The following is a 21,105-nucleotide window of genomic DNA, read 5'->3' on the forward strand; positions in this document are numbered from 1 at the left end:
AGTAGGAGCTCAGGTTGATCGCCAGGCCGGTATACCGTTCACGTCATCTGTGTGCAGCATCGCAAAACCAGGTGGGTTGTTACTCGTGTGTCTGCAGGGTCAAGCGTTCATGGCGCTTGACCCTGCATTAAATTCGCTGTGGTGTGCCGTGATGGCCCAGGCGATTCGGGCCAGTTTGTTGGCGATAGCGCACACCACCAGGTTGGGGTGGTGAACACGTAGCAAGCCACGTACCCAGTCCGCCAGCTTGCCGGTTTTGCGCTCCAGCCCAATCAGATAGACCCTCGCGCACTGGATCAGCAGTCGTCGCTGATTGCCGTCGCCCCGCTTGCTGATTCGCCCCAGGCAAGGTTTGCCGCCTGTCGTGTGCTGCCTGGGAACCAGGCCTATGGAGGCTGAATAATTTCGCCCACAGCGGAACTGCTTACCATCACCCAATTCCGCAGCCAGGGCGGTAGCGGTGATCGGGCCAATACAAGGTATCGACATCAAACGGGAAGCAAGATCATCGCTAACGGCCTGGCTATGCACTTCCTTGTCCAGAGCCTTGATCCGATCATCGAGATAGCGGAAGTGGGCATGTAGGTCCAGCAACAGCTTCTTGATCAACGGTGAGAAGGTACTGTCGTCCAGCAGAATGGGGAGCTCCCGGACCGCCTTGAAGGTGGGTGCCAAACTGACCCCCACCTCGAGCAAATAAGCGTGGATGCGGTTCATGGTGGCAGTACGGTCTCTGATGAAGCTGTCGCGCAGTGAATTGAGCATCGCCAGCGCCTGCTGGGCCTCGGTTTTGGGAGGCACGAAGCGCATCTGATCGCGGGTTGCCGCCTCACCGATAGCGGCAGCATCGGCAAAGTCATTCTTGTTGCTTTTCACGTAGGGGCGAACGAACTGTGCGGGAATAAGTTTGGGCGTATGACCCTGTCTCGTCACCTCTCGCGCCATGAAATGAGAGCCACCACAGGCCTCCATCGCCACCGTGCAGGGCGCAAGATTGGCAAGGTGGCGGATGAGTGACTCACGGTTGAACCTGCGGTGATAGAGCTCATGACCCCGATCATCCTGAGCGTGTACATGGAAGCTCAACTTTCCCAGGTCGATGGCGATGATGGCGACAGTGTTCATGGCGTTGCACTCCGATAGGCACCCTGTGAAAGCTTAGAGGGCTGACACAGGGTGGGGCGGGGGTAGCCATTTCATTATTTGTTGCAACGTGCCGAACCTGTCAGGCCATGGTTGCCAGCCTTGACGCATGCCTTGAGACAGGTGAAGCGCCAGTAGTGCCCACGCTGAAACCGCGTCGTACCCACAAGGCGGACCCGGTAATGGCACAGGATTGACTGGCCCGAAACAGATGTAGGAGCGGCCTTGTGCCGCGATGCGCCGCGCGGGCGGCGCTCGATCTGATAGGCGCTGCAAGGCCATCGGCAAGCGCTTGGCGGCCCTCATGCGATCTGCTTCTCAGGACGACTCAATACCCTCCAGCATCGCCTCCGTCAGGCCTTCGGCCATCTCGATGCCATGCAGGCTGGCCCACAACAGGCTCCTGCCGGTTTCATCCATATGCTCCAGCGCCTTGTAGCCGACGTTGTAGGCACTGCGCAGGTACTCGGCGACATGCACCAGGGCGTCGTGGGCGTTGATGTTGGGGTTTACCGCGAACAGCGGTGGGTGGCCGGCGTCGCATTTGCCGAAGGGGTGGTGGCGGGTGTCGGGGAGGGGTGGGTCGGGGACGATTTTCTTCATGGTCAAACTCCGATAGAAATTGACCGGCACCGTCCGTTTCCACGCGAAGGGTGGCGGCTGTACACGGGGTGGAAAACCAGGTTATCGGAGAACCCCGGCAGGCCTTGCGGCCTCCCGCGTACAGCTGCCGTTACGACAGATAATCCGATAACCAACCAGCCGGGTTTCCACGCCCGATCGCTGAACCGACAGCGACCTGGTCAGCCTAGAGGGCATGATTTCCCCGGACAATCAGAAGGGTATCGACAGACTTTGTAGGGTATTTCTTGGGCTGCAGGCTGCCCAGTGGGAAAGGTCTGCAGAGCTCGTAGGAAGTGGTTGGGATTGTTCTAACTTGAGGTTGCCAGCCACTCGCAGCAGCTCAGGAACGATCTGACAAGAACTCCAGAGAGCGGGGGCTCTCATCGAGTTGGCCTGAGTGATCAAACTGCGTTCTTTCCATTCCACAGGGACGCATCATGACTCAAGCAGCCTTGATGGGTGTAAGGTATGGCCTTACACTTCTTCAACCATGATTCGGAGTTTCAGGCACAAAGGCCTGAAATCACTTCACCTGCAGGGTGATACCTCAGGTGTCCGATTTGATCACGTAGCACGTCTGCGGCGTTTACTTGCATCGCTGGATGTCGCGCAAAGCCCTTCGGACCTGGACCGTCCGGGCAATCGTCTTCATCCGTTGCGGGGGCGTTTGGACACCTTCTGGGCCGTAAATGTTTCGGGCAACTGGCGTTTGGTGTTCCGTTTTATCGGTACTGATGTCGAGCTGGTCGATTATCTGGACTATCACTAAGGGGCTGAAACCATGCCTATGCACAACCCACCCCATCCCGGCGAAGCCCTGCGCGAAGACGTCCTGCCCGCCATCGGCATGAACGTCTCCTCCCTGGCCCGCCACCTGGGCTATTCACGTGGTCAGTTATCCACAGTGCTCAACGGCCACGCAGCCATTTCAGCCGACCTGGCCTATCGCCTCGAACTGGCCGGTCTTGGCAGTGCCCGTCAGTACCTGGCCGAGCAGGCGGCCTACGACCTGTGGCAGGCCGCACACCGCGCGCATCCACCTATCGAGCGGCTGGCGTTCGCCTGAGCGTCAATCCTCATCCGACGCAAACAACCGCTCCAGCTCCACCCGCGCCTCCTTCGCCGTCTGCATCACCTTGGCCCGGTCGTCGCGCACATGCCCCTGGGCCTCCAGCACCTGCTCGTCATGCTCGGTGAAGCGGGCGATGCGATCCGCCGCCTGGGCCTCGGTCAGCCCCAGCCCGACCAGCGCCCGCCGGCTCATCTCCAGGCTGGAATGGTAGGTCTCGCGAATCGGCTCGGCGCCCACGTCCACCAGCTTGTGCACATGCTGGCGGTTGCGCGCCCGGGCAATGACCTTCAGGTGCGGGTACAGGCGCTTGACCCGCTCGGCCGTGCGGGTGGCGGCCTCGGGGTCATCGATGGTGATGATCACGTACTCGGCTTCGCCGACCTTGGCCGCATGTAGCACCTCGGTGCGCGATGGGTCGCCGTAGAACACCGGCACCTGCTCGAACATGCGGGTCATCTCGATGGTGTCCACTGAGGTTTCCAGGGCGACGAAGGGGATCTTCTGCGCCCGCAGGATGCGCGCGACGATCTGGCCCATGCGGCCCATGCCGACGATCACCACCCGTGGCGTGCCGGCGTCGATCTGCTTGTATTGCTCGGGCACTTCACGGGCGGGCTGCGGGCGCTTGAGGGCGCGGGCGCAGCCGATCATCAGCAGCGGGGTTAGGGCCATCGACAGGGTGATGGTCATCAGCAGCAGGTCGTAGGTCAGGGTGTCGAACAGGCCCTGGTCCTTGCCCAGCTTGAACACCACGAAGGCAAATTCGCCTCCGGCGGCCAGCACCATGCCCAGGCGCAGGGCGCTGGCGCTGTTGAGGCCCCCGGCGAGGCGGCCGACGCCGATCAGCAGCACCAGTTTCACCGCGATCAACAGCACGGTCATGCCCAGCAGCACCAGCGGCATCTCCAGCAGCAGACGCAGGTTGGCGCCCATGCCGACGCTGATGAAGAACAGCCCCAGCAGCAGGCCCTTGAACGGTTCGATCTGCGCTTCCAGTTCGTGGCGGTATTCGGAGTCGGCCAGCAACAGGCCGGCGAGGAAGGCGCCCAGGGCCATGGAAATACCGGCTTCCTCCATCAGCCAGGCAGTGCCGATCACCACCAGCAGCGCGGTGGCGGTGGACACCTCCGGCAGGCCGGTGCGGGCAACGGTGCGAAACAGCGGGCGCAGCAGGTAGCGGCCGCCGACGATGACGATGGCGATGCTGGCGAATACCTTCAGGCCATGCTCGAAGCTGTCGCCTTGGCTGGTGTCCGGGCCGCTGGCGGCCAGCAGCGGCACCAGGGCGATCAGTGGGATCGCGGCGATGTCCTGGAACAGCAGGATGGCGAAGGCCAGGCGGCCGTGGGGCGCGTTGAGCTGCTTGCTCTCGGCCAGGCTCTGCAGGCCCAGGGCGGTGGACGACAGCGCCAGGCCCAGGCCGAGCACGATGGCCGCCGGCAGGCTTTGGCTGAAACCGAACAGGGCGATGGCGCCGAGCGCCGCGCCGGTCAGGACCACCTGCGCGGTGCCGACGCCGAACACCGACTTGCGCATCAGCCACAGGCGCCGGGGCGACAGCTCCAGGCCGATGATGAACAGCAGTAGGACAACGCCCAGCTCGGAGATGTGCGCGACGCTCTCGGTGTCGCGGATCAGCCCCAGGGCCTGCGGGCCGATGGCCACGCCGGCCAGCAGGTAGCCGAGCACGGCGCCCAGTTGCAGGCGCTTGGCCAGGGGCACGGCGACCACGGCGGCGAGGAGGAAGATGACGGCGGTTTGTAGAAGGCTGCCTTCGTGTGGCATTGCTCGGACTCCTTGAACTGCGTGCGGCAGCGTTTGATGCAACAGCTTATGCCATCGATGAAAGAGGCGGGCATTTTCGGGCCGGGAGGGAAACAGGACAATCCTGGGGTTACAGGAAGCAGCGTTCTGAAAGTAGGACCTTTGCCGAATCAATCGCGGGGCAAGCCCGCTCCCACGAAGGTCAGCTACCTTGCGTGGGAGCGAGCTTGCCCCGCGATGGCGATCAACCACTTATTGCAGATGGATTCTCAAGGCCTGCGCCGCCTAGTCCATGGCACTGCGCACACTCCGAAGAAGGTCTGACACCTTGCGTGGGAGCGGGCTTGCCCCGCGATGGTGATCGGCCACTTATTGAAGATGGGTTTTCAAGGCCTGTGCCGCCTGGTCCATGGCACTGCGCACACTGGGCACGGTGCTCAGCACATTGAGCAGGCCGTAGTCATGGATCAGACCGTTGTAGCGCACGGCGGTCACCGGTACCCCGGCGGCGTCGAGCTTGCGGGCATAGGCTTCGCCTTCGTCGCGCAGCACGTCCATCTCGGCGGTCTGCACCAGGGCCGGCGGCAGGCCTTGCAACTGCTCGAGGCTGGCGCGCAGCGGCGAGGCGTGGACGTCGTCGCGTTGGCGCGGGTCGGTGGTGTAGTTGTTCCAGAACCACTGCATCATGTTGCGGGTCAGGAAGTGGCCTTCGGCGAACTGGTTATAGGACGCGTTGTTGAAGTTGGCGTCGGTCACTGGCCACAGCAGGGCCTGGAAGCGCAGCTTCGGCGTGCCGGCCTCCTTGGCCTTGATCGCCACCACCGCGGCCATGTTGCCGCCGACGCTGTTGCCGGCTACCGCCAGGCGGCTGCCGTCCACGCCAATCTCCTTGCCGTGCTCGGCGACCCAGCGGGTGGCGGCGTAGGCCTGGTTGATCGCGGTGGGGAACTTGGCCTCCGGCGATGGCGTGTAGTCGACGTACACCGCCGCAGCACCGGAGCCCACCACCAGGTCACGGATCAGGCGTTCGTGGGTGGGGTAGTCGCCCAGCACCCAGCCGCCGCCGTGGAAGAACATGAACACTGGCAGTTCACCCTTGGCGCCTTCGGGCCGCACCACGCGGATCTCCAGCGGCTGGCCATCGGCCTGGATGGTCCGGCGTTCGACGCGGATCCCCGACAGGTCGACCTTCACCCCGGCCTGGGCACCGCTCAACACCGCACGGGCATCCTTGGGCGCGAGGGTTTCCAGCGGCTTGCCGCCACCGGCGGCCAGGGCCTCGAGGAAGCCCTGGGTGGTGTGCTCGACGCCAGGGCTGCCGGCGGCGAAGGCGCTGTTCACGGCGAGGGCCAGCAGGCCGGCGGTCAGGGTGTGGGACAGTTTCATGTTCTAGCTCCTTTAGGGTTCGAGCCGTGGCTCAGTTCTGGTTGGCGAGGACGGTGGGTTGCACGTAGCTCACGGCGCGCAGCTGGCCGCTGCTGTCGCGGTAGGTCAGGGTGGCGGTGCTGGCCTGGCCTTGGACGCTGGCGGGTGCATCGACGCTGACGACCTTGGCGATGTCCAGGTCCATGCCGTAGTGGTACGGGGTGGCTTCGCTGGCGAAGCTGCTGACGCTGGTGCCGAGGGCCAGGGTGGTAACGGTGAGGGCGAAGGCTTTGCGAAGGGTCATGATCGTTCTCCGGGTTCTGCTGAGTTGGGTTGGCGACTGCTTGCTGCTTGAGGTGAATATTGCGCGCAAATATTTAGTGCGCAAAATATATTTCCGCTATGACGCTGATTGAGTGCGTCTTGGCCAGCTTCTGTGGGAGCGGGTTTACTCGCGAACACCCGCGAAGCGGGTGCCAGGCACCGCGTTGTCTGTTTCGCGGGTAAACCCGCTCCCACAGGGGGGCAGCATCAAGCGCTGGGGCGGTACTGCAATGCTTCCGCCAGGTGCGCCCTGGCGATGGATTGCGCGCCCTCCAGGTCCGCCAGTGTGCGGGCCACCTTCAGCAGCCGGTGCGCGGCCCGCAACGACAACGTCAGCCGTTCGCAGGCCTGCTCCAGCCAGGCCTGGTCGACCGGCTCCAGCGGGCAATGCCGGCGCAACCCCTTGAGGTCGAGGAAGGCGTTGGCGCAGCCCTGCCGGCGCTGCTGCAGCGCCCGGGCCTCGGCCACCCTCTGGCCGACGCTGGCGCTGGTCTCGCCACTGGGCTGGTGGGTCAGCACGGTACTTTCCCGAGCCACCGTCAGGTGCAGGTCGATGCGGTCGAGCAGTGGGCCCGACAGCTTGTTGCGATAACGCTGGACCTGCTCGCTGCTGCACCGGCAGCGGCCGGTGGGGTCGCCCAGGTAGCCGCAGGGGCAGGGGTTCATGGCCGCCACCAGCTGGAAGCGCGCCGGAAAACGTACGCGGTCCTTGGCCCGGGCCACCACGATCTCGCCGGACTCCAGCGGTTCGCGCAGCACCTCCAGCACGCGCCGTTCGAACTCGGGCAGCTCGTCGAGGAACAGCACGCCATGGTGCGCCAGGGTGATCTCGCCGGGTTGCGGCCGGCTGCCACCGCCCACCAATGCCGGGCCGGATGCGGAATGATGGGGGTGACGAAAGGGTCTCTGCGGCCAGCTGTCGAGCGGTGCATGGCCACTGACCGAGCGGATCGCCGCCACCTCCAGTGCCTCGCGCTCGTCCAGCGGCGGCAGCAGCCCGGGCAGGCGGCTGGCGAGCAAGGTCTTGCCAGTGCCCGGGGGACCTGTGAACAACAGGTTGTGCGCACCGGCCGCGGCGACCAGCAGGGCGCGCTTGGCGGCGATCTGGCCCTGGACGTCGCTGAGATCCGGATAGGGGCGTTGTTCCAGCAGCAGGCCATTGGCTGCGTAGGGAGACAGCGCGGGCTGGCCGTTCAGGTGGGCCACCAGCTCGCGCAGGTGCCCCATCGCATACACCACCAGGCCGCTGGCCAGGCTGGCCTCCTCGGCATTCTCCCGAGGCACCACCAACGCCCGGCCCGCATCCCGGGCCGCCAATGCCGCGGGCAGCACGCCCTGTACCGGGCGCAAAGCGCCCGACAGGGCCAGCTCACCCAGGCATTCGATGTCGTCGAGGGTGGCTACCGGCACCTGGCCATTGGCGGCCAGGATGCCCAGGGCGATGGCCAGGTCGTAGCGGCCACCGTCCTTGGGCAGGTCGGCGGGGGCGAGGCTCTGGGTGATGCGCCGGGCCGGATAGTCCAGCCCGGAATTGACGATGGCGCTGCGTACCCGGTCCTTGCTCTCCTTGACCGTGGTTTCCGGCAGGCCGACCAGGGTGAGCGTGGGCAGGCCGTTGGCCAGATGGGTTTCGACGCTGACGGCGGGGGCCTGCACGCCCACCTGGGCGCGGCTGTGGACGAGGGCGAGGGACATGGGCACTCCGTATTTGCAGGTGATGGCCGCATCCTGCGGCCTGGCAAAGCTTAGTGGTGCTCCTGGGCAGGTGGACGAGAAGAGTGCGTCGAGTTTTGTCCGGCCTGGCACTCAGTACCGTTGGCGCCTGCCGCCCGAGGCTGCCTGCCGCAGATCACCGGAATCCCCGAACCCCGCGCCCGTGCCAGCAGTTCCTCGGTGTCGTCCCCGCCCGGCAACGCCAGCACCAGGTCGGGCCGGCTGTCGCGCAGCATGAAGACGTTGCGCAGGCGCTCGGCCAGCTTGCCGTGCAGCTGCCAGTTGGGCGGGTAGCGCACGATGTCGGCGCCCTGCTCGCGGGCCCAGCCTTCGATCTCGCCGCCCAGGTGCTGGCTGCCGCCGTGGATCAGCACCCGGATCGGTTGCTGGCGCTGGAGGGCGTCCAGCGCCTGGCGGCAGCGTTGGCTGTCGGCGTAGTTGCGCCCCGCGCAGATCAGTACGCGCATGGCCACCCCCTCAGAACCACTGGCCGAAGCGGCGGATGTACAGGGTCTTCATGCCCTGGGCCACCAGGCAGTAGCCCAGCAGGGTGGCGGCCAGCCACGGGAAGTATTCCCAGGGCAGCGGCACCAGCCCGACCATCGCCCCCAGCGGCGAGAACGGGATGTAGATGCCCAGGCACATCACCAGGCCGGTGGCCAGGACCACCGGCAGCGCCGCGGTGCTCTGGAAGAACGGCACCTTGCGGGTGCGCAGCATGTGCACCACCAGCGTTTGCGACAACAACCCCTCGATGAACCAGCCGGACTGGAACAGCGCCTGCATCTCCACGCTGTTGGCGGCGAACACGTACCACATCAGGGCGAAGGTGGTGATGTCGAAGATCGACGAAGTGGGGCCGATCCACAGCATGAAACGGCCGATGTTGCGGGCATCCCACTTGCGTGGCTCGCGCAGGAATTCCTTGTCCATGCGATCCCACGGCAGCGACAGCTGGGAGAAGTCGTACATCAGGTTCTGCAGCAGCAGGTGGATCGCCAGCATCGGCATGAACGGGATGAACGCGCTGGCCACCAGCACCGAGAACACGTTGCCGAAGTTGGAGCTGGCGGTCATGCACAGGTACTTCATGATGTTGCCGAAGGTTTCGCGGCCCTTGAGCACGCCTTCCTCCAGCACCATCAAGCTCTTTTCCAGGAGGATGATGTCGGCCGATTCCTTGGCGATGTCGGTGCCGCTGTCCACCGAGATGCCCACGTCGGCATCGCGCAACGCCGGGGCGTCGTTGATGCCGTCACCAAGGAAGCCCACGGTGTGGCCGTTGGCCTGCAGCGCCTTGAGCACCCGCGACTTCTGCAGCGGGGTGAGCTTGGCGAACACCGTGCGCTCCTCGACCAGCGCCTTGAGCTGGGTGTCGTCCAGGCGCTCGATGTCCTGGCCGAGCAGCGGCTGGCCGGGCGCAAGGCCCACTTCGCGGCAGACCTTGCAGGTGACCACCGGGTTGTCGCCGGTCAGCACCTTCACCTTCACGCCCATCTCGCGCAGGGCGGCGATGGCCGGGCCGGCGGTTTCCTTGGGCGGGTCGAGGAAGGTCAGGAAGCCCCGGATCACCAGCTCGCGCTCGTCATCGGTGTGGTACTGGGGCTTGCCGGCGGCGGCCGGAATGTCGCGGGTGCCAACCAGCAGCACGCGGAAGCCCTCCTGGTTGTAGGCGCTGGCGGTATCCAGCAGTTGCTGGCGTCGTCCGTCATCCAGGACGACCCGCTGGCCGCCTTCTTCGACATGGGTGGCGATGGCCAGCATTTCCTCGACGGCGCCCTTGCTCACCAGCAAATGATCGCCCAGGGCATCCTTGACGATCACCGACAGGCGCCGGCGGATGAAGTCGAAGGGCAGCTCGTCGACCTTGGCGTAGGCATAGGGGGGCTGGAAGCGCTGGTCTTCGCCGGCAAAGCGCAGCACGGCCTGGTCCATCAGGTTCTTCACGCCGCTCTGGTGGTGGCTGTTGAGCCAGGCCAGTTGCAGCAGGCGCGGGTCCTGGTGGCCGCTGGGGTCGACGTGGTGCTCGAGGATGATGCGGTCCTGGGTCAGGGTGCCGGTCTTGTCGGTGCACAGCACGTCCATCGAACCGAAGTTCTGGATGGCGTTCAGGCGCTTGACCACCACCTTGCGCCGGGCCATGGCCACGGCGCCCTTGGCCAGGTTGGCGCTGACGATCATCGGCAGCATTTCCGGGGTCAGGCCCACGGCCACGGCGAGGGCGAACAGGAAGGCGTCGCTCCAGTCGCCCTTGACCACGCCGTTGAGCATGAACACCACCGGCACCATTACCAGCATGAAGCGGATCAGCAGACGGCTGACGCTGTTCACCCCGCGGTCGAAGGCGGTCTGGCTGCGCGAGCCGACGATGGCCTTGGCCAGCGAACCGAAGTAGGTGCGCTTGCCGGTGGCCACCACCACGGCGCGGGCGCGGCCGCTGACCACGTTGGTGCCCATGAAGCCGATGTTGGGCAGGTCCAGCAGGCCGCTTTCATCGTTGGCGCTGTCGGCGGCGGATTTCTGCGCGACGTGGCCGAGGGTGTCGTATTTCTCCACCGGCAGCGCTTCGCCGGTCAGTACGGCCTGGCTGATGAACAGGTCGCGGGACTCGATCAGGCGGATATCGGCGGGGATCATGTCGCCAGCGGCCAGTTGCACGATGTCGCCGGCCACCAGTTCGTTCATCGGCACTTCGCGCAGGCGCGCCGGCTGGTCGTGGCGCTCGCGGCGCAGCACGGTGGCGGTGGTGCGGACCATGGCCTTGAGCGCATCGGCGGCCTTGCCTGAGCGGTATTCCTGCCAGAAGCGCAGCAGGCTGCTGAGGCTGACCATGGCCATGATGATGATGACCTTGGTCAGGTCTGCCTCTTCCATGTCGCCTGCGCGTACCGGTAGCCAGTAGTCGGTGACGAAGCTGATGCCGGCGAGGGTGAGCAGCACGTAGATGAAGGGGTTGTGCAGGGCCTTGAGCAGTTGCATCAGGACCGGTTGCGGCTTGTCATGGGCGACTTGGTTGGCGCCGTCACGCTGCAGGCGCTTGGCGGCTTCGTGCTCGGTCAGGCCCAGCTCGCTGGCGTCGAGGTTGGCCAGGGTCACGGCCAGGCCGTTGCGTGCCTCGCGGGCGGCGCGCATGGACAGGCGGGTGTCTTCGCCGGCTTTGCTGCGGGTGTTGCGGTCTTTTACGGTCATTTGGCTGTGCTCCTGCCGCAGGAGGCGGCACGACACACAGTCGACTCACGGTTGGGAAGGTGAGTGAACGTGTCCCGTGTCGCAATGATTCAAACAATGAAAAACGTGGTTTTTCCGACGTTTACGTGTTCGCTGGCGAATGCCGGAAATAAGATCGGCAGCGAACTTTCTACTGGCTGATTCCATGGTCGGTTAATCCCTTTGTTAAATGGCGGGCAATAGAACTTCAACGAACTTTAATTACTTAAAGTTCGGAAGTTTCTGACAATTTATATGGCGTCAGTTCAGCGAACGGACAGCACGGCGCGCGTCACTGCAGGCAGCAACGGGCGCGCTATCGACTGGGCGGTTCCAGGGACGAGGTCAGACCCCGTCCGAGTACAGGACGGTGCGGGGCCTTGTGCGCACAGGTGCGCAGGCGAGGGATGGCGATATCGAGGTTCATGAGCTTGCCTCCGACCGGGCGGGCACCCGGGGCGACAAGCGACGGCGGAGCAGCAGGCTCTGGCGCGGCTTGCCCGACCTAGGGGCGGGCCCGGAGTTCCGGTTCAAGTGCCTGACGCCCAAGGGCTGCCAGACAGCGACTAGATACTGTGTCCATTGAATTCTTCGTGAGTTGAAATAAAGGCCCGCTGTTCGGGGCGGGTGAACTTTATGCAAAGCATAGCGGGGAAGTCAACCGGGAAGGCGTAACTTAAATATGTTTCATCTGCTGGGAGGGGAATTAATGCAAGGTACTGCGCAAGTGCTATCGCGGGGCAAGCCCGCTCCTACAGGTTGGCGTAGTACCTGTGGGAGCGGCTTTAGCCGCGAACACCGGCGAAGCCGGTGCCATCCACCGCGTCGCTTGCTTCGCGGCTGAAGCCGCTCCCACAGGGTGCGCGCGCTTCTGCCTGGTCAAGGCAGAAGCAGGCATTCGATCAAGGCTTGGCGCCCAGGATGATGTGCGAGGCCTTGATCAGCGCGATGGCCTTCACACCCGGCTTCAGGCCGAGCTCCTGCACCGCTTCGCGGGTGACGATGGCATACACCTCGGTACCGCCCGAGAGCTTCAGCACCACCTCGGCATTCACCGCGCCGTCACCGACCCGCAGCACTTCGCCTTCCAGGCTGTTGCGCGCGGACAGCCTGTAGCCGGCGGCATCGGTCATCAGCACCACCCAGGGCGCCTTGACCAGTGCCACGGCCTGCTTGCCGACGTTGATGTTGAGGTTGTGCAGGCTGGCCATGGTGACCACCGCCACCAGCTTCTCGCCGCCGGCCAGGGTCAGCTCGACCTCGGCATTCACCGCGCCCGGCTTGATGTCGCTGACACTACCTTCGAAGACATTGCGTGCACTGACTTTCATGGGGAAGCACTCCGTGTGATCAATCACCACGCCCGAGGCATTCAGGCGCGTACATAAACCCAGGCGGTCAGCCCCGAGGCGAGGCTGACGGCGATACGCTTGTAGTCCGCTACTTCATAGCGATCGGCAGCGGCCAGCTCTTGCTCGCTGATCTGGAAGACCATGCCGGCGACGCTGTCTTCGGCCCGCTCGCTGGGGGAGACGATGGGGTGGTGGCTCTTGCCACTGGTAGCCAGCACTTGCGGGTCGGTGATCTGCACCCAGTCCTGGCGATAGCCCGGCATGCGGTCGGCCTGGCCGGTCAGTTCACGGCCGAAGTTGGCCAGTTGCACGGCCTTGTCCTGCAAGGTGCCGTAGGAGAACAGCAGCACCGGGTAATCGCTGGACGGTTGCATGACTTATTCCTGAGTAGGCGGGGCGATCCGTGCTTCCAGCTCGGCGAATTGCTGCTCGAGGGCTTCGAGGCGGGCGCGGGTGCGGGCCAGCACTACCATCTGGCTGTCGAACTCCTCGCGGCTGACCAGGTCGAGCTTGCTGAAGGCGCCCTGCATCAGCACCTTGAACTGGCTTTCCAGTTCGGCGCGGGGCGCGGCGGTGTCACCGCTGAACAGGCGCGATGCCTGGTCGCTCAGGGCATCGAGGAAGGCTTTGGGCGCGAGCATGTCTGGTATCCGCTGATCACTGAAAGGGCAGCAGTGTAGCACGGGCCCCCGGGCCACTTGCGCTGCACGCTTTTCGCGCAGGGCGGCCAAAGGTCGCGCACCGATTTTGTGCGCTTTTTCCCTGCTGGCGATTGGCCAATCCCTACCGGTTCACGCAACTACCTGTTTTCCCGTGACTTGCGCCAACTGGCAAGGTTTCTGCAATGACCTGAGCGAGCCATGCACTGATGCAGTCCCTTGTGACCAGGCAGTGCGCAGGCGGAGCCGGAAGGTTCTTCGTCACAGCCGGATCGTGCGTCGGCGGGGAGGATGGAGCCGACGACGCGTTACAAAGCCAGGCGCTGCGCTTAGACTTGAGACGGGTTTGTTTTCCTGGGGCAAGTCCACCAAATCGGGAGAGAGTTTCATGAAGCTAGTCACTGCCATCATCAAGCCGTTCAAGCTGGACGACGTGCGCGAGTCGCTGTCGGAAATCGGCGTGCAGGGCATCACCGTGACCGAAGTCAAAGGCTTCGGCCGGCAGAAGGGTCACACCGAGCTGTATCGCGGCGCTGAATATGTGGTCGATTTTCTGCCCAAGGTGAAGATCGATGTCGCCATCGACGACAAGGACCTCGATCGGGTGATCGAAGCCATCACCAAGGCGGCCAACACCGGCAAGATCGGCGACGGCAAGATCTTCGTGGTCAATCTGGAGCAGGCGATCCGCATCCGTACCGGCGAAACCGATACCGACGCGATCTAAGCGCCAAGCAAAGCCTCACCAAACCCAACGCCCCAGGAGAAAACAACATGACTCTGCGCAAGATCGCAGGGCTAGGAGCCCTATTGTCCCTCGTAATGCCAGGGCTGGCCCTGGCCGAGGAAACTGCCGCCCCCGTGCTGAACTCCGGCGACACCGCCTGGATGCTCACTTCGACGGCACTGGTCCTGTTCATGACCATCCCGGGCCTGGCCCTGTTCTACGGCGGCATGGTGCGCTCGAAGAACGTGCTGTCGGTGATGATGCAGTGTTTCGCCATCACCGGGTTGATCAGCATCCTCTGGGTCATCTACGGCTATAGCCTCGCCTTCGATACCGCCGGTATGGAAAAGGGCGTGCTCAACTTCAATTCCTTCATCGGTGGCTTCTCCAAGGCCTTCCTCAGCGGTGTCACGCCGTCGGGCCTGACCTCGGCCACCGCGCTGTTCCCCGAGGCGGTGTTCATCACCTTCCAGATGACCTTCGCCATCATCACCCCGGCGCTGATCGTCGGTGCCTTCGCCGAACGCATGAAGTTCTCGGCCATGCTGATCTTCATGGGCGTGTGGTTCACCCTGGTCTATGCGCCGATCGCGCACATGGTCTGGAGCGGTGACGGCGCGCTGATGTGGGACTGGGGCGTGCTGGACTTCGCCGGCGGCACCGTGGTGCACATCAACGCCGGTATCGCCGGCCTGGTCTGCTGCCTGGTGCTGGGCAAGCGCAAGGGTTACCCGACCACGCCGATGGCCCCGCACAACCTGGGCTACACCCTGATGGGCGCGGCCATGCTGTGGATCGGCTGGTTCGGCTTCAACGCAGGTTCCGCCGCTGCCGCCAACGGCACCGCCGGCATGGCCATGCTGGTGACCCAGATCGCCACCGCCGCCGCCGCCCTGGGCTGGATGTTCGCCGAGTGGATCTTCCACGGCAAGCCAAGCGCCCTGGGCATCGCCTCGGGCGTGGTCGCCGGCCTGGTCGCCATCACCCCGGCCGCCGGCACCGTCGGCCCGATGGGCGCGCTGGTGATCGGCCTGGTGTCCGGCGTGGTCTGCTACTTCTGCGCCACCAGCCTCAAGCGCAAGCTGGGCTATGACGACTCCCTGGACGCCTTCGGCGTACACGGCATCGGCGGGATCATCGGCGCCCTGCTCACCGGTGTGTTCGCGGCGCCTGCCCTGGGCGGTTTCGGCGCGGTCACCGACATCGCCGCGCAGTTCTGGATCCAGGCCAAGGGTGTGATCTTCACCGTGGTCTACACCGCCATTGTCACCTACGTGATCCTCAAGGTCCTGGACCTGGTGATGGGCCTGCGGGTCAGCGAAGAAGAAGAGTCGGTCGGCCTCGACCTGGCTCAACACAACGAGCGCGGCTACAACCTGTAACCGCGATGCTGGAAAACTTGCCCGGTTCGCCGGGCATTTTTTTGCCTGTAATTTACCGTTTGGCCTGGGGCAAACGGTTTCCCTGCGCTGATCGCGACCTGGGGTTAAAACTTACAAGCCATCGGGTGTTTCTGGTGCTTTGCTTTTTCTGCGAGCGCGCTAGAATGCGCGCCGAAGGAAGCTGGACGAGTAGTCCACACACTTCGCTACCCTTTGCTAGGCTTGCCAATAGCCTGTGGCCAGCAAGGGCTCAAAAAATTTTGTCAGGCCTTGCCAGGAGCAGGGCCTGCAGGGTGCCGGACCCCCCATGAGGGGGTGGACACCCAGGGCAGTGGCCAATCCACGGCCAGTTGAATTTTCACTGGTGGCTGCCGGTCTACGGCTGCACCGGTCTATAACTAACCTGCTTTTCGCAAGTCATGAGGTAGAACATGAGCGACGACGATCTGGAAAATGACGACCTCGAGGTAGGCGACGAAGACGAGGCTGATGAAGGCCTTGAGGCAGCGGCTGACGACGGCGCGGAAGACTCCGGCGACGACGACAGCAGCCCGGCTCCGGCGGCCAAGGGCAAGTCCAAGGCGGCGGTCTCGGTAGACGAGATGCCGAGCATGGAAGCCAAGCAGAAAGAGCGCGATGCGCTGGCCAAGGCGATGGAAGAGTTCCTGTCGCGCGGTGGCAAGGTGCAGGAAGTGGAGGCCAACGTGGTCGCCGATCCGCCCAAGAAGCCGGACAACAAGTACGGCAGCCGCCCTATCTGAGTGGCTGAACGCAAAAAAGCCCGCCGTCGCTGCGGGCTTTTTTGTGCCTGTCAGGTTGGCACGGTCTCTGTAGGAGCGGCCTTGTGCCGCGAAAGGGTCGCAAAGCGGCCCCAGGGTCGTTGTCGATACTAAAATCCTGGGGCCGCTGCGCAGCCCTTTCGCGGCACAAGGCCGCTCCTACAGGGATAGCGAAGCCTGCTCAGCGCCAGCGCGCGAGCACATCGGGCAACTGCGACAGCCGCTGGATCTCGGCATCCGGCGCCTGCTCGCCGCTCCAGGGCTTGTGTTGCGGGTTGAACCACACCGCCCGCAACCCGGCGCGCTGGGCGCCAGCGATGTCGTCGCCCGGGTGGTCGCCGACGTGCACCGCCGCCCCCGCGTCCACCTCGCCGCGCTTCAGCGCTTCAAGGAACGGTGCCGGGTCCGGTTTGCCGATGCCCAGGTCCTCGGCGCACAGGGCGAAGCGGAAGTAGTCCGCCAGCCCCAGGCGGCGCACGTCGGCATTGCCATTGGTGACCACGCCGAGGGTGTAGTGGTGGCGCAGGATCTCCAGCACCGGCTGCACCTCGGGGAACACCTCGACCTGGTGCCGGGCATGCAGGAACACTTCAAAACCTTCGTTGGCCAGCTCCTGGGCGTGCTTCTCGCTGTAGCCGACCTCTTCCAGGGCGTGGAACAGCACCCGTCGGCGCAGGGCGCTGATGCGGTGCTTGAGGCCCGGTTCGGCCTGCACCAGGCGCTCGCGGATGGCGAACAGGTGCTCCACCGGCACGCCGCCGAGGATCGGCGCGTTGGCTTCGAGCCAGTCGCGCAGGACGACTTCGGCGCTGGCGATGACCGGCGCGGTGTCCCAGAGGGTGTCGTCCAGGTCGAAGGTGATCAGCTTGATGCTCATGAGTCCGTGTCCTTGCTGCGTTTGGCCCGAGGGTGGGCGCTGTCGTACACCGCGGCCAGGTGCTGGAAGTCCAGGTGGGTATAGATCTGCGTGGTACTGATGTCGGCATGACCGAGCATCTCCTGCACCGCGCGCAGGTCCTGGGACGATTCCAGCAGGTGGCTGGCGAAGGAATGGCGAAGCATGTGCGGGTGCAGGTGCTGGCCGAGCTCGCGCTCGCCGGCGGCCTTCACCCGCAGCTGGATGGCGCGGGGGCCGAGGCGCTTGCCCTGGCGGCTGAGGAACACCGCGCTGTCCCGCGGGTCGGCGATACCGCGCAGCTTGAGCCACGCCTGCATCGCCTCGCGGGCCTTGCGGCCGACCGGCAGCACGCGGCTCTTGCCGCCCTTGCCGTGCACCTGCACCAGCCCGGCGGCCAGGTCCAGGTGTTCAAGGTCGAGCCCGGTCAGCTCCGACAGGCGCAGGCCGGACGAGTAGAACAGTTCGAGGATCGCCTGGTCGCGACGGGCGATGAATTCGTCGTCGACGCCGCCATCGAGCAGTTGCAGGGCGCGGTCGGTGTCCAGCACCTTGGGCAGGCGCCGCTCACCCTTGGGCGGCGCCAGGCCGTTGGCCGGGTCGTGCTGGCAATGGCCTTCGCGGTTGAGGAAGCGGTACAGGCCGCGCACCGCCGAAAGCAGGCGCGCCAGGCTGCGCGAGGACTGGCCATGGTGGTGCTGGCGGGCGACCAGCTGGCGTAGCTGCTGGACCTGCAGGGCGCCCCAGCCGGCGATGCCCTGGGTGTTGCAGAATTCGATGACTTTCTCGAGGTCGCGACGGTAGGCCAGCAGGGTGTGCTCGGACACCTGGCGCTCGTTGCGCAGGTGAGCGCAATAAGCCTCCAGCTGGCGTTCCATCAGCGCACCGAGCGCAGCGTCTGGGTGAAGCGCGGCACCACGCGGCCAAGCACCTCGGCGATGTAGCTGAGGAACAGGGTGCCGACGCTGCTCTTGTAGTGCTGCGGGTCGCGGCTGCCGATCGCCAGCACGCCGTGCAGGCCCTGGTACTCGAGGGTGGCCACGGCGCTGGAACCGACTTCCTTGTGCTGGGCATCACCGAACAGGAAGGCCAGCTCATGCTCGCGCAGGCTGCCGCTGATGGTCTTGCCGCCGCCGATCAGGCCACCGATGGCCTGTTGCGCCTCGGCACCGGAGACCCAGCGGCCCACGGGCGCGGCGTTTTCGCCGAACAGGATCAGGCTGACGAAGGGCACCTGGAATTCCTGGCGCAGGCTGTCCTCGACCGCCATCACCACCTCTTCGAGGGTGCCGGCGTCGAGCAGGTCGAGGATCAGCCGGCGGGTCTTGTCGAACAGCCGGTCGTTGTCGCGGGCCACGTCCATCAGCTGCGACAGGCGATGGCGCATCTCGATGTTGCGGTCGCGCAGCAGCTTGAGCTGGCGCTCCACCAGCGACACGCTGTCGCCGCGCTGGTGAGGAATGCGCTGTTCGAGCAGCAGCTCGTCGTGCTCGGCAAAGAAGGTCGGGTGGGCGCGCAGGTAGGCGACCACCGCTTCGGCATCGAGCTCATGGGCCTGCGGGGATGCAACGTTAGGCTGATCGGTCATGGCGGATACTCGCTTAGAGACGAACTTGTCCTTCGAACACGCGGACGGCGGGGCCGGTCATCAGCACCGGCTTGCCGGGGCCGGCCCACTCGATGCTCAGACGGCCACCCGGCAGGTCGATGGTCACCGGCGAGTCCATCCAGCCCTGGCTGATCGCCGCCACGGCCGCGGCGCAGGCGCCGGTACCGCAGGCCTGGGTCTCGCCGGCGCCACGCTCCCATACCCGCAGGTTGGCGCGGTGGCGGTCGACCACCTGGATGAAGCCGGCATTGACCCGCTGCGGGAAGCGCGGGTGATGCTCGATCTTCGGCCCCAGCTCATGGACCGGCGCACTGCGCACGTCGTCGACGCGCAGTACCGAATGCGGGTTGCCCATGGACACGGCGGCTATCTGGTGCACCTGGCCATCGACTTCCAGCGCGTAGCTGCTGGCCTGCTCGTCGGCAATGAACGGGATATCGGCCGGCACGAAGCGCGGCGGGCCCATGTCGACGCAGATCTGGCCGTCGTTGCGCACATCGAGCTCGATGATGCCGCCCTTGGTCTCGACGCGAATGCGCTTCTTGGCGGTCAGGCGCTTGTCCAGCACGAAGCGGGCGAAGCAGCGCGCGCCGTTGCCGCACTGCTCGACTTCGGAGCCGTCGGCATTGAAGATCCGGTAGCGGAAGTCCACTTCCGGATTGTTCGGCGCCTCGACGATCAGCAGCTGGTCGAAGCCGATACCGGTATTGCGATCGCCCCATTGCTTGGCGTGCTTGGGTTGGATGTGTGCGTGCTGGCTGACCAGGTCGAGGACCATGAAGTCGTTGCCCAGCCCGTGCATCTTGGTAAAACGCAGCAACATGGGTTCACTCCGGCAGCAGGCTTTCGCCGGCGAACAGTTCGGCAATGGTTTCACGGCGGCGCACTTCGAAGGCCTGGTCACCATCGACCAGCACTTCGGCGCAACGGCCACGGGTGTTGTAGTTGGAGCTCATGACGAAACCATAGGCGCCTGCGGAGCGGACGGCCAGGAGGTCGCCCTCGGCCAGGTCCATTACGCGGTCCTTGCCCAGGAAGTCGCCGGTCTCGCAGATCGGGCCGACCAGGTCGTAGGCGCGGCCTTCGCCGTCACGGGGCTTGACCGCGCTGACGTCCATCCAGGCCTGGTACAGGGCAGGACGGATCATGTCGTTCATGGCCGCGTCAATGATGGCGAAGTCCTTGTGCTCGGTGTGCTTGAGGTATTCCACGCGGGTCAGCAGCACGCCGCCGTTGGCGACGATGTAGCGGCCCGGCTCGAACACCAGGGCCAGGTCACGTTCGCCGACGCGCTCGCGAATGGCAGCGATGTAGTCGGCCAGCAGCGGTGGCTGTTCGTCGCGATAGCGCACGCCGACACCCCCACCGAGGTCCAGGTGGCGCAAGTGGATGCCGCACTCGGCCAGGCGATCGACCAGCACCAGCAGGCGGTCGAGGGCGTCGAGGAAGGGCTCGACGGTGGTCAGCTGCGAGCCGATGTGGCAGTCGACGCCGACCACATCCAGGTTGGGCAACTGCGCGGCGCGCACGTAGATCGCCTCGGCGTCGGCGATGGCGATGCCGAACTTGTTCTCTTTGAGGCCGGTGGAAATGTACGGATGGGTGCCGGCGTCGACGTCCGGATTCACACGTAGCGAAACCGGGGCCGTCTTGCCCATTTCGGCGGCAACGACCTGGAGGCGCTCGAGCTCGTCGGTGGACTCGACGTTGAAGCAGTGCACGCCCACTTCCAGGGCGCGGCGCATGTCTTCACGGGTCTTGCCGACCCCGGAGAACACCACGCGATCGGCGCGCCCGCCGGCAGCCAGGACGCGCTCCAGCTCACCGCCCGAGACGATGTCGAAGCCCGCGCCGAGGCGCGCCAGCAGGTTCAGCACGCCCAGGTTGGAGTTGGCCTTGACCGCGAAGCAGACCAGGTGCTCGACCCCTTGCAGGGCGTCGGTGTAGCTGCGGTACTGGGCCTCGATATGGGCGCGCGAGTACACATAGGTGGGCGTGCCGAAGCGTTCGGCGATCGCCGTCAGGGCCACCCCTTCCGCGAACAGCTCGCCGCCGCGGTAGTTGAATGCGTCCATGGGATTTCCTTACTGCGCGGGCGACTCTTCTGGCTGCTCTTGCGGCTGCACCAGCACGGGTTGCGGCTGGACAGGCTTGGCATGCTGGTGCGATTTGCGCGGGCCTTTGCCGTCCTTGCCGTCTTCAGGCAGGTACAGGGGGCCTTTCTGACCGCAGGCCGAAACGAGGCAGGTAACCGCGACCAGCGCCGCGAGGGAGGAAATCAGGCGTTTCATGGGTGAAATCCTTGGAAATATGCAGTATTGCGGCCGAGTATACCGAGCGCCCACCTGATTGCCTATGCGAGGGTCGCCCCCGCTCGGCGGGCGTGGGCGACCGAAGGACATGCGGCTTTTTCTTACAGCGATTAGCTTGTAGCTTGAGGCGTTCGCCCTTATCGTGCCCGGCTTGCGTGTGTACAGCCATTTTTCGAGG

The 21,105-nt window shown here is 64.9% G+C and carries 22 protein-coding genes; 5 read left to right on the top strand and 17 right to left on the bottom strand.

Features of this window, described 5'->3' with window-relative positions:
- Positions 1-99 precede the first annotated feature (99 nt).
- Together AC0MAZ_RS04020 and AC0MAZ_RS04025 are read right to left on the bottom strand one after the other, a co-directional pair.
- The gene (locus AC0MAZ_RS04020; RefSeq protein WP_475858338.1) at positions 100-1,125 is read right to left on the bottom strand and encodes an IS110 family RNA-guided transposase; all 1,026 of its coding nucleotides are present in this window, start codon (positions 1,123-1,125) and stop codon (positions 100-102) included.
- A 336-nt stretch (positions 1,126-1,461) separates the two neighbouring features.
- Positions 1,462-1,746: a DUF6124 family protein gene (locus tag AC0MAZ_RS04025; protein WP_028688634.1), complete on the bottom strand. Its 285-nt coding sequence runs from the start codon at positions 1,744-1,746 to the stop codon at positions 1,462-1,464.
- 511 nt (positions 1,747-2,257) lie between these two features.
- Here AC0MAZ_RS04025 and AC0MAZ_RS04030 point away from each other — a divergent pair.
- Both AC0MAZ_RS04030 and AC0MAZ_RS04035 read left to right on the top strand, forming a co-directional pair.
- Positions 2,258-2,536, top strand: a complete 279-nt coding sequence (locus AC0MAZ_RS04030) for a type II toxin-antitoxin system RelE/ParE family toxin (RefSeq protein ID WP_475861386.1) — start codon at positions 2,258-2,260, stop codon at positions 2,534-2,536.
- A gap of 12 nt (positions 2,537-2,548) precedes the next feature.
- Entirely contained in the window at positions 2,549-2,833 is a 285-nt protein-coding gene (locus AC0MAZ_RS04035) for a HigA family addiction module antitoxin (RefSeq protein ID WP_475860276.1), read from the top strand.
- Positions 2,834-2,836: 3 nt separating this feature from the next.
- Here the strand turns inward: AC0MAZ_RS04035 and AC0MAZ_RS04040 are convergent, their stop codons facing one another.
- The 9 genes from AC0MAZ_RS04040 to AC0MAZ_RS04080 form a co-directional block, all read right to left on the bottom strand.
- Positions 2,837-4,624: a monovalent cation:proton antiporter-2 (CPA2) family protein gene (locus AC0MAZ_RS04040; protein ID WP_475860278.1), complete on the bottom strand. Its 1,788-nt coding sequence runs from the start codon at positions 4,622-4,624 to the stop codon at positions 2,837-2,839.
- Between the two features lie 348 nt (positions 4,625-4,972).
- Positions 4,973-5,989, bottom strand: coding sequence for an alpha/beta hydrolase (locus AC0MAZ_RS04045; protein WP_475860280.1), 1,017 nt, complete (start codon positions 5,987-5,989; stop codon positions 4,973-4,975).
- A gap of 31 nt (positions 5,990-6,020) precedes the next feature.
- Positions 6,021-6,272 (bottom strand): DUF2790 domain-containing protein, encoded by a 252-nt coding sequence (locus tag AC0MAZ_RS04050; protein ID WP_203649041.1) that lies wholly within the window; start codon positions 6,270-6,272, stop codon positions 6,021-6,023.
- Between the two features lie 227 nt (positions 6,273-6,499).
- Positions 6,500-7,987, bottom strand: a complete 1,488-nt coding sequence (locus AC0MAZ_RS04055) for a YifB family Mg chelatase-like AAA ATPase (protein ID WP_220689960.1) — start codon at positions 7,985-7,987, stop codon at positions 6,500-6,502.
- A 50-nt stretch (positions 7,988-8,037) separates the two neighbouring features.
- A complete protein-coding gene (locus AC0MAZ_RS04060) occupies positions 8,038-8,472 on the bottom strand; it encodes a DUF2493 domain-containing protein (protein WP_232854786.1) in 435 nt (144 codons plus the stop codon).
- A gap of 10 nt (positions 8,473-8,482) precedes the next feature.
- On the bottom strand, positions 8,483-11,194 hold the full coding sequence (gene mgtA / locus AC0MAZ_RS04065; RefSeq protein ID WP_475860283.1) for a magnesium-translocating P-type ATPase: 2,712 nt from the start codon (positions 11,192-11,194) through the stop codon (positions 8,483-8,485).
- A 920-nt stretch (positions 11,195-12,114) separates the two neighbouring features.
- Positions 12,115-12,543, bottom strand: a complete 429-nt coding sequence (locus tag AC0MAZ_RS04070; RefSeq protein WP_475860285.1) for a TOBE domain-containing protein — start codon at positions 12,541-12,543, stop codon at positions 12,115-12,117.
- Positions 12,544-12,584: 41 nt separating this feature from the next.
- Positions 12,585-12,938 carry a gamma-glutamylcyclotransferase family protein gene (locus tag AC0MAZ_RS04075; RefSeq protein WP_475860286.1) on the bottom strand — a complete coding sequence of 118 codons (354 nt, stop codon included), beginning with the start codon at positions 12,936-12,938 and terminating at the stop codon, positions 12,585-12,587.
- A gap of 3 nt (positions 12,939-12,941) precedes the next feature.
- Entirely contained in the window at positions 12,942-13,205 is a 264-nt protein-coding gene (locus tag AC0MAZ_RS04080; RefSeq protein WP_203648991.1) for an accessory factor UbiK family protein, read from the bottom strand.
- A gap of 406 nt (positions 13,206-13,611) precedes the next feature.
- On the opposite strand from AC0MAZ_RS04080, the gene glnK reads away from it, so the two are divergent.
- The 3 genes from glnK (at position 13,612) to sutA (ending at position 16,093) form a co-directional block, all read left to right on the top strand.
- Positions 13,612-13,950 (top strand): P-II family nitrogen regulator, encoded by a 339-nt coding sequence (gene glnK, locus AC0MAZ_RS04085; protein ID WP_002555808.1) that lies wholly within the window; start codon positions 13,612-13,614, stop codon positions 13,948-13,950.
- A gap of 47 nt (positions 13,951-13,997) precedes the next feature.
- Positions 13,998-15,332, top strand: coding sequence for an ammonium transporter (locus AC0MAZ_RS04090; protein ID WP_186594498.1), 1,335 nt, complete (start codon positions 13,998-14,000; stop codon positions 15,330-15,332).
- 431 nt (positions 15,333-15,763) lie between these two features.
- Positions 15,764-16,093: a transcriptional regulator SutA gene (gene sutA, locus AC0MAZ_RS04095; RefSeq protein ID WP_110734080.1), complete on the top strand. Its 330-nt coding sequence runs from the start codon at positions 15,764-15,766 to the stop codon at positions 16,091-16,093.
- A 199-nt stretch (positions 16,094-16,292) separates the two neighbouring features.
- Here sutA and AC0MAZ_RS04100 read toward each other — a convergent pair whose 3' ends face one another.
- The 6 genes from AC0MAZ_RS04100 to lptM are packed head-to-tail and all read right to left on the bottom strand — an operon-like array spanning position 16,293 to position 20,906.
- The gene (locus AC0MAZ_RS04100; RefSeq protein ID WP_046853674.1) at positions 16,293-16,988 is read right to left on the bottom strand and encodes an HAD family hydrolase; all 696 of its coding nucleotides are present in this window, start codon (positions 16,986-16,988) and stop codon (positions 16,293-16,295) included.
- Positions 16,985-17,884 (bottom strand): tyrosine recombinase XerC, encoded by a 900-nt coding sequence (xerC, locus tag AC0MAZ_RS04105; RefSeq protein ID WP_475860288.1) that lies wholly within the window; start codon positions 17,882-17,884, stop codon positions 16,985-16,987. The genes AC0MAZ_RS04100 and xerC overlap by 4 nt, the downstream gene beginning before the upstream one ends.
- Positions 17,884-18,594 carry a DUF484 family protein gene (locus tag AC0MAZ_RS04110; protein ID WP_203648983.1) on the bottom strand — a complete coding sequence of 237 codons (711 nt, stop codon included), beginning with the start codon at positions 18,592-18,594 and terminating at the stop codon, positions 17,884-17,886. The genes xerC and AC0MAZ_RS04110 overlap by 1 nt, the downstream gene beginning before the upstream one ends.
- 13 nt (positions 18,595-18,607) lie before the next feature.
- On the bottom strand, positions 18,608-19,438 hold the full coding sequence (gene dapF, locus AC0MAZ_RS04115) for a diaminopimelate epimerase (RefSeq protein WP_110734086.1): 831 nt from the start codon (positions 19,436-19,438) through the stop codon (positions 18,608-18,610).
- Between the two features lie 4 nt (positions 19,439-19,442).
- Positions 19,443-20,690, bottom strand: a complete 1,248-nt coding sequence (lysA, locus tag AC0MAZ_RS04120) for a diaminopimelate decarboxylase (RefSeq protein WP_475860290.1) — start codon at positions 20,688-20,690, stop codon at positions 19,443-19,445.
- A gap of 9 nt (positions 20,691-20,699) precedes the next feature.
- Positions 20,700-20,906, bottom strand: a complete 207-nt coding sequence (lptM, locus tag AC0MAZ_RS04125) for an LPS translocon maturation chaperone LptM (RefSeq protein ID WP_475860292.1) — start codon at positions 20,904-20,906, stop codon at positions 20,700-20,702.
- Positions 20,907-21,105: the final 199 nt, after the last annotated feature.

Source organism: Pseudomonas sp. A (assembly GCF_056270345.1).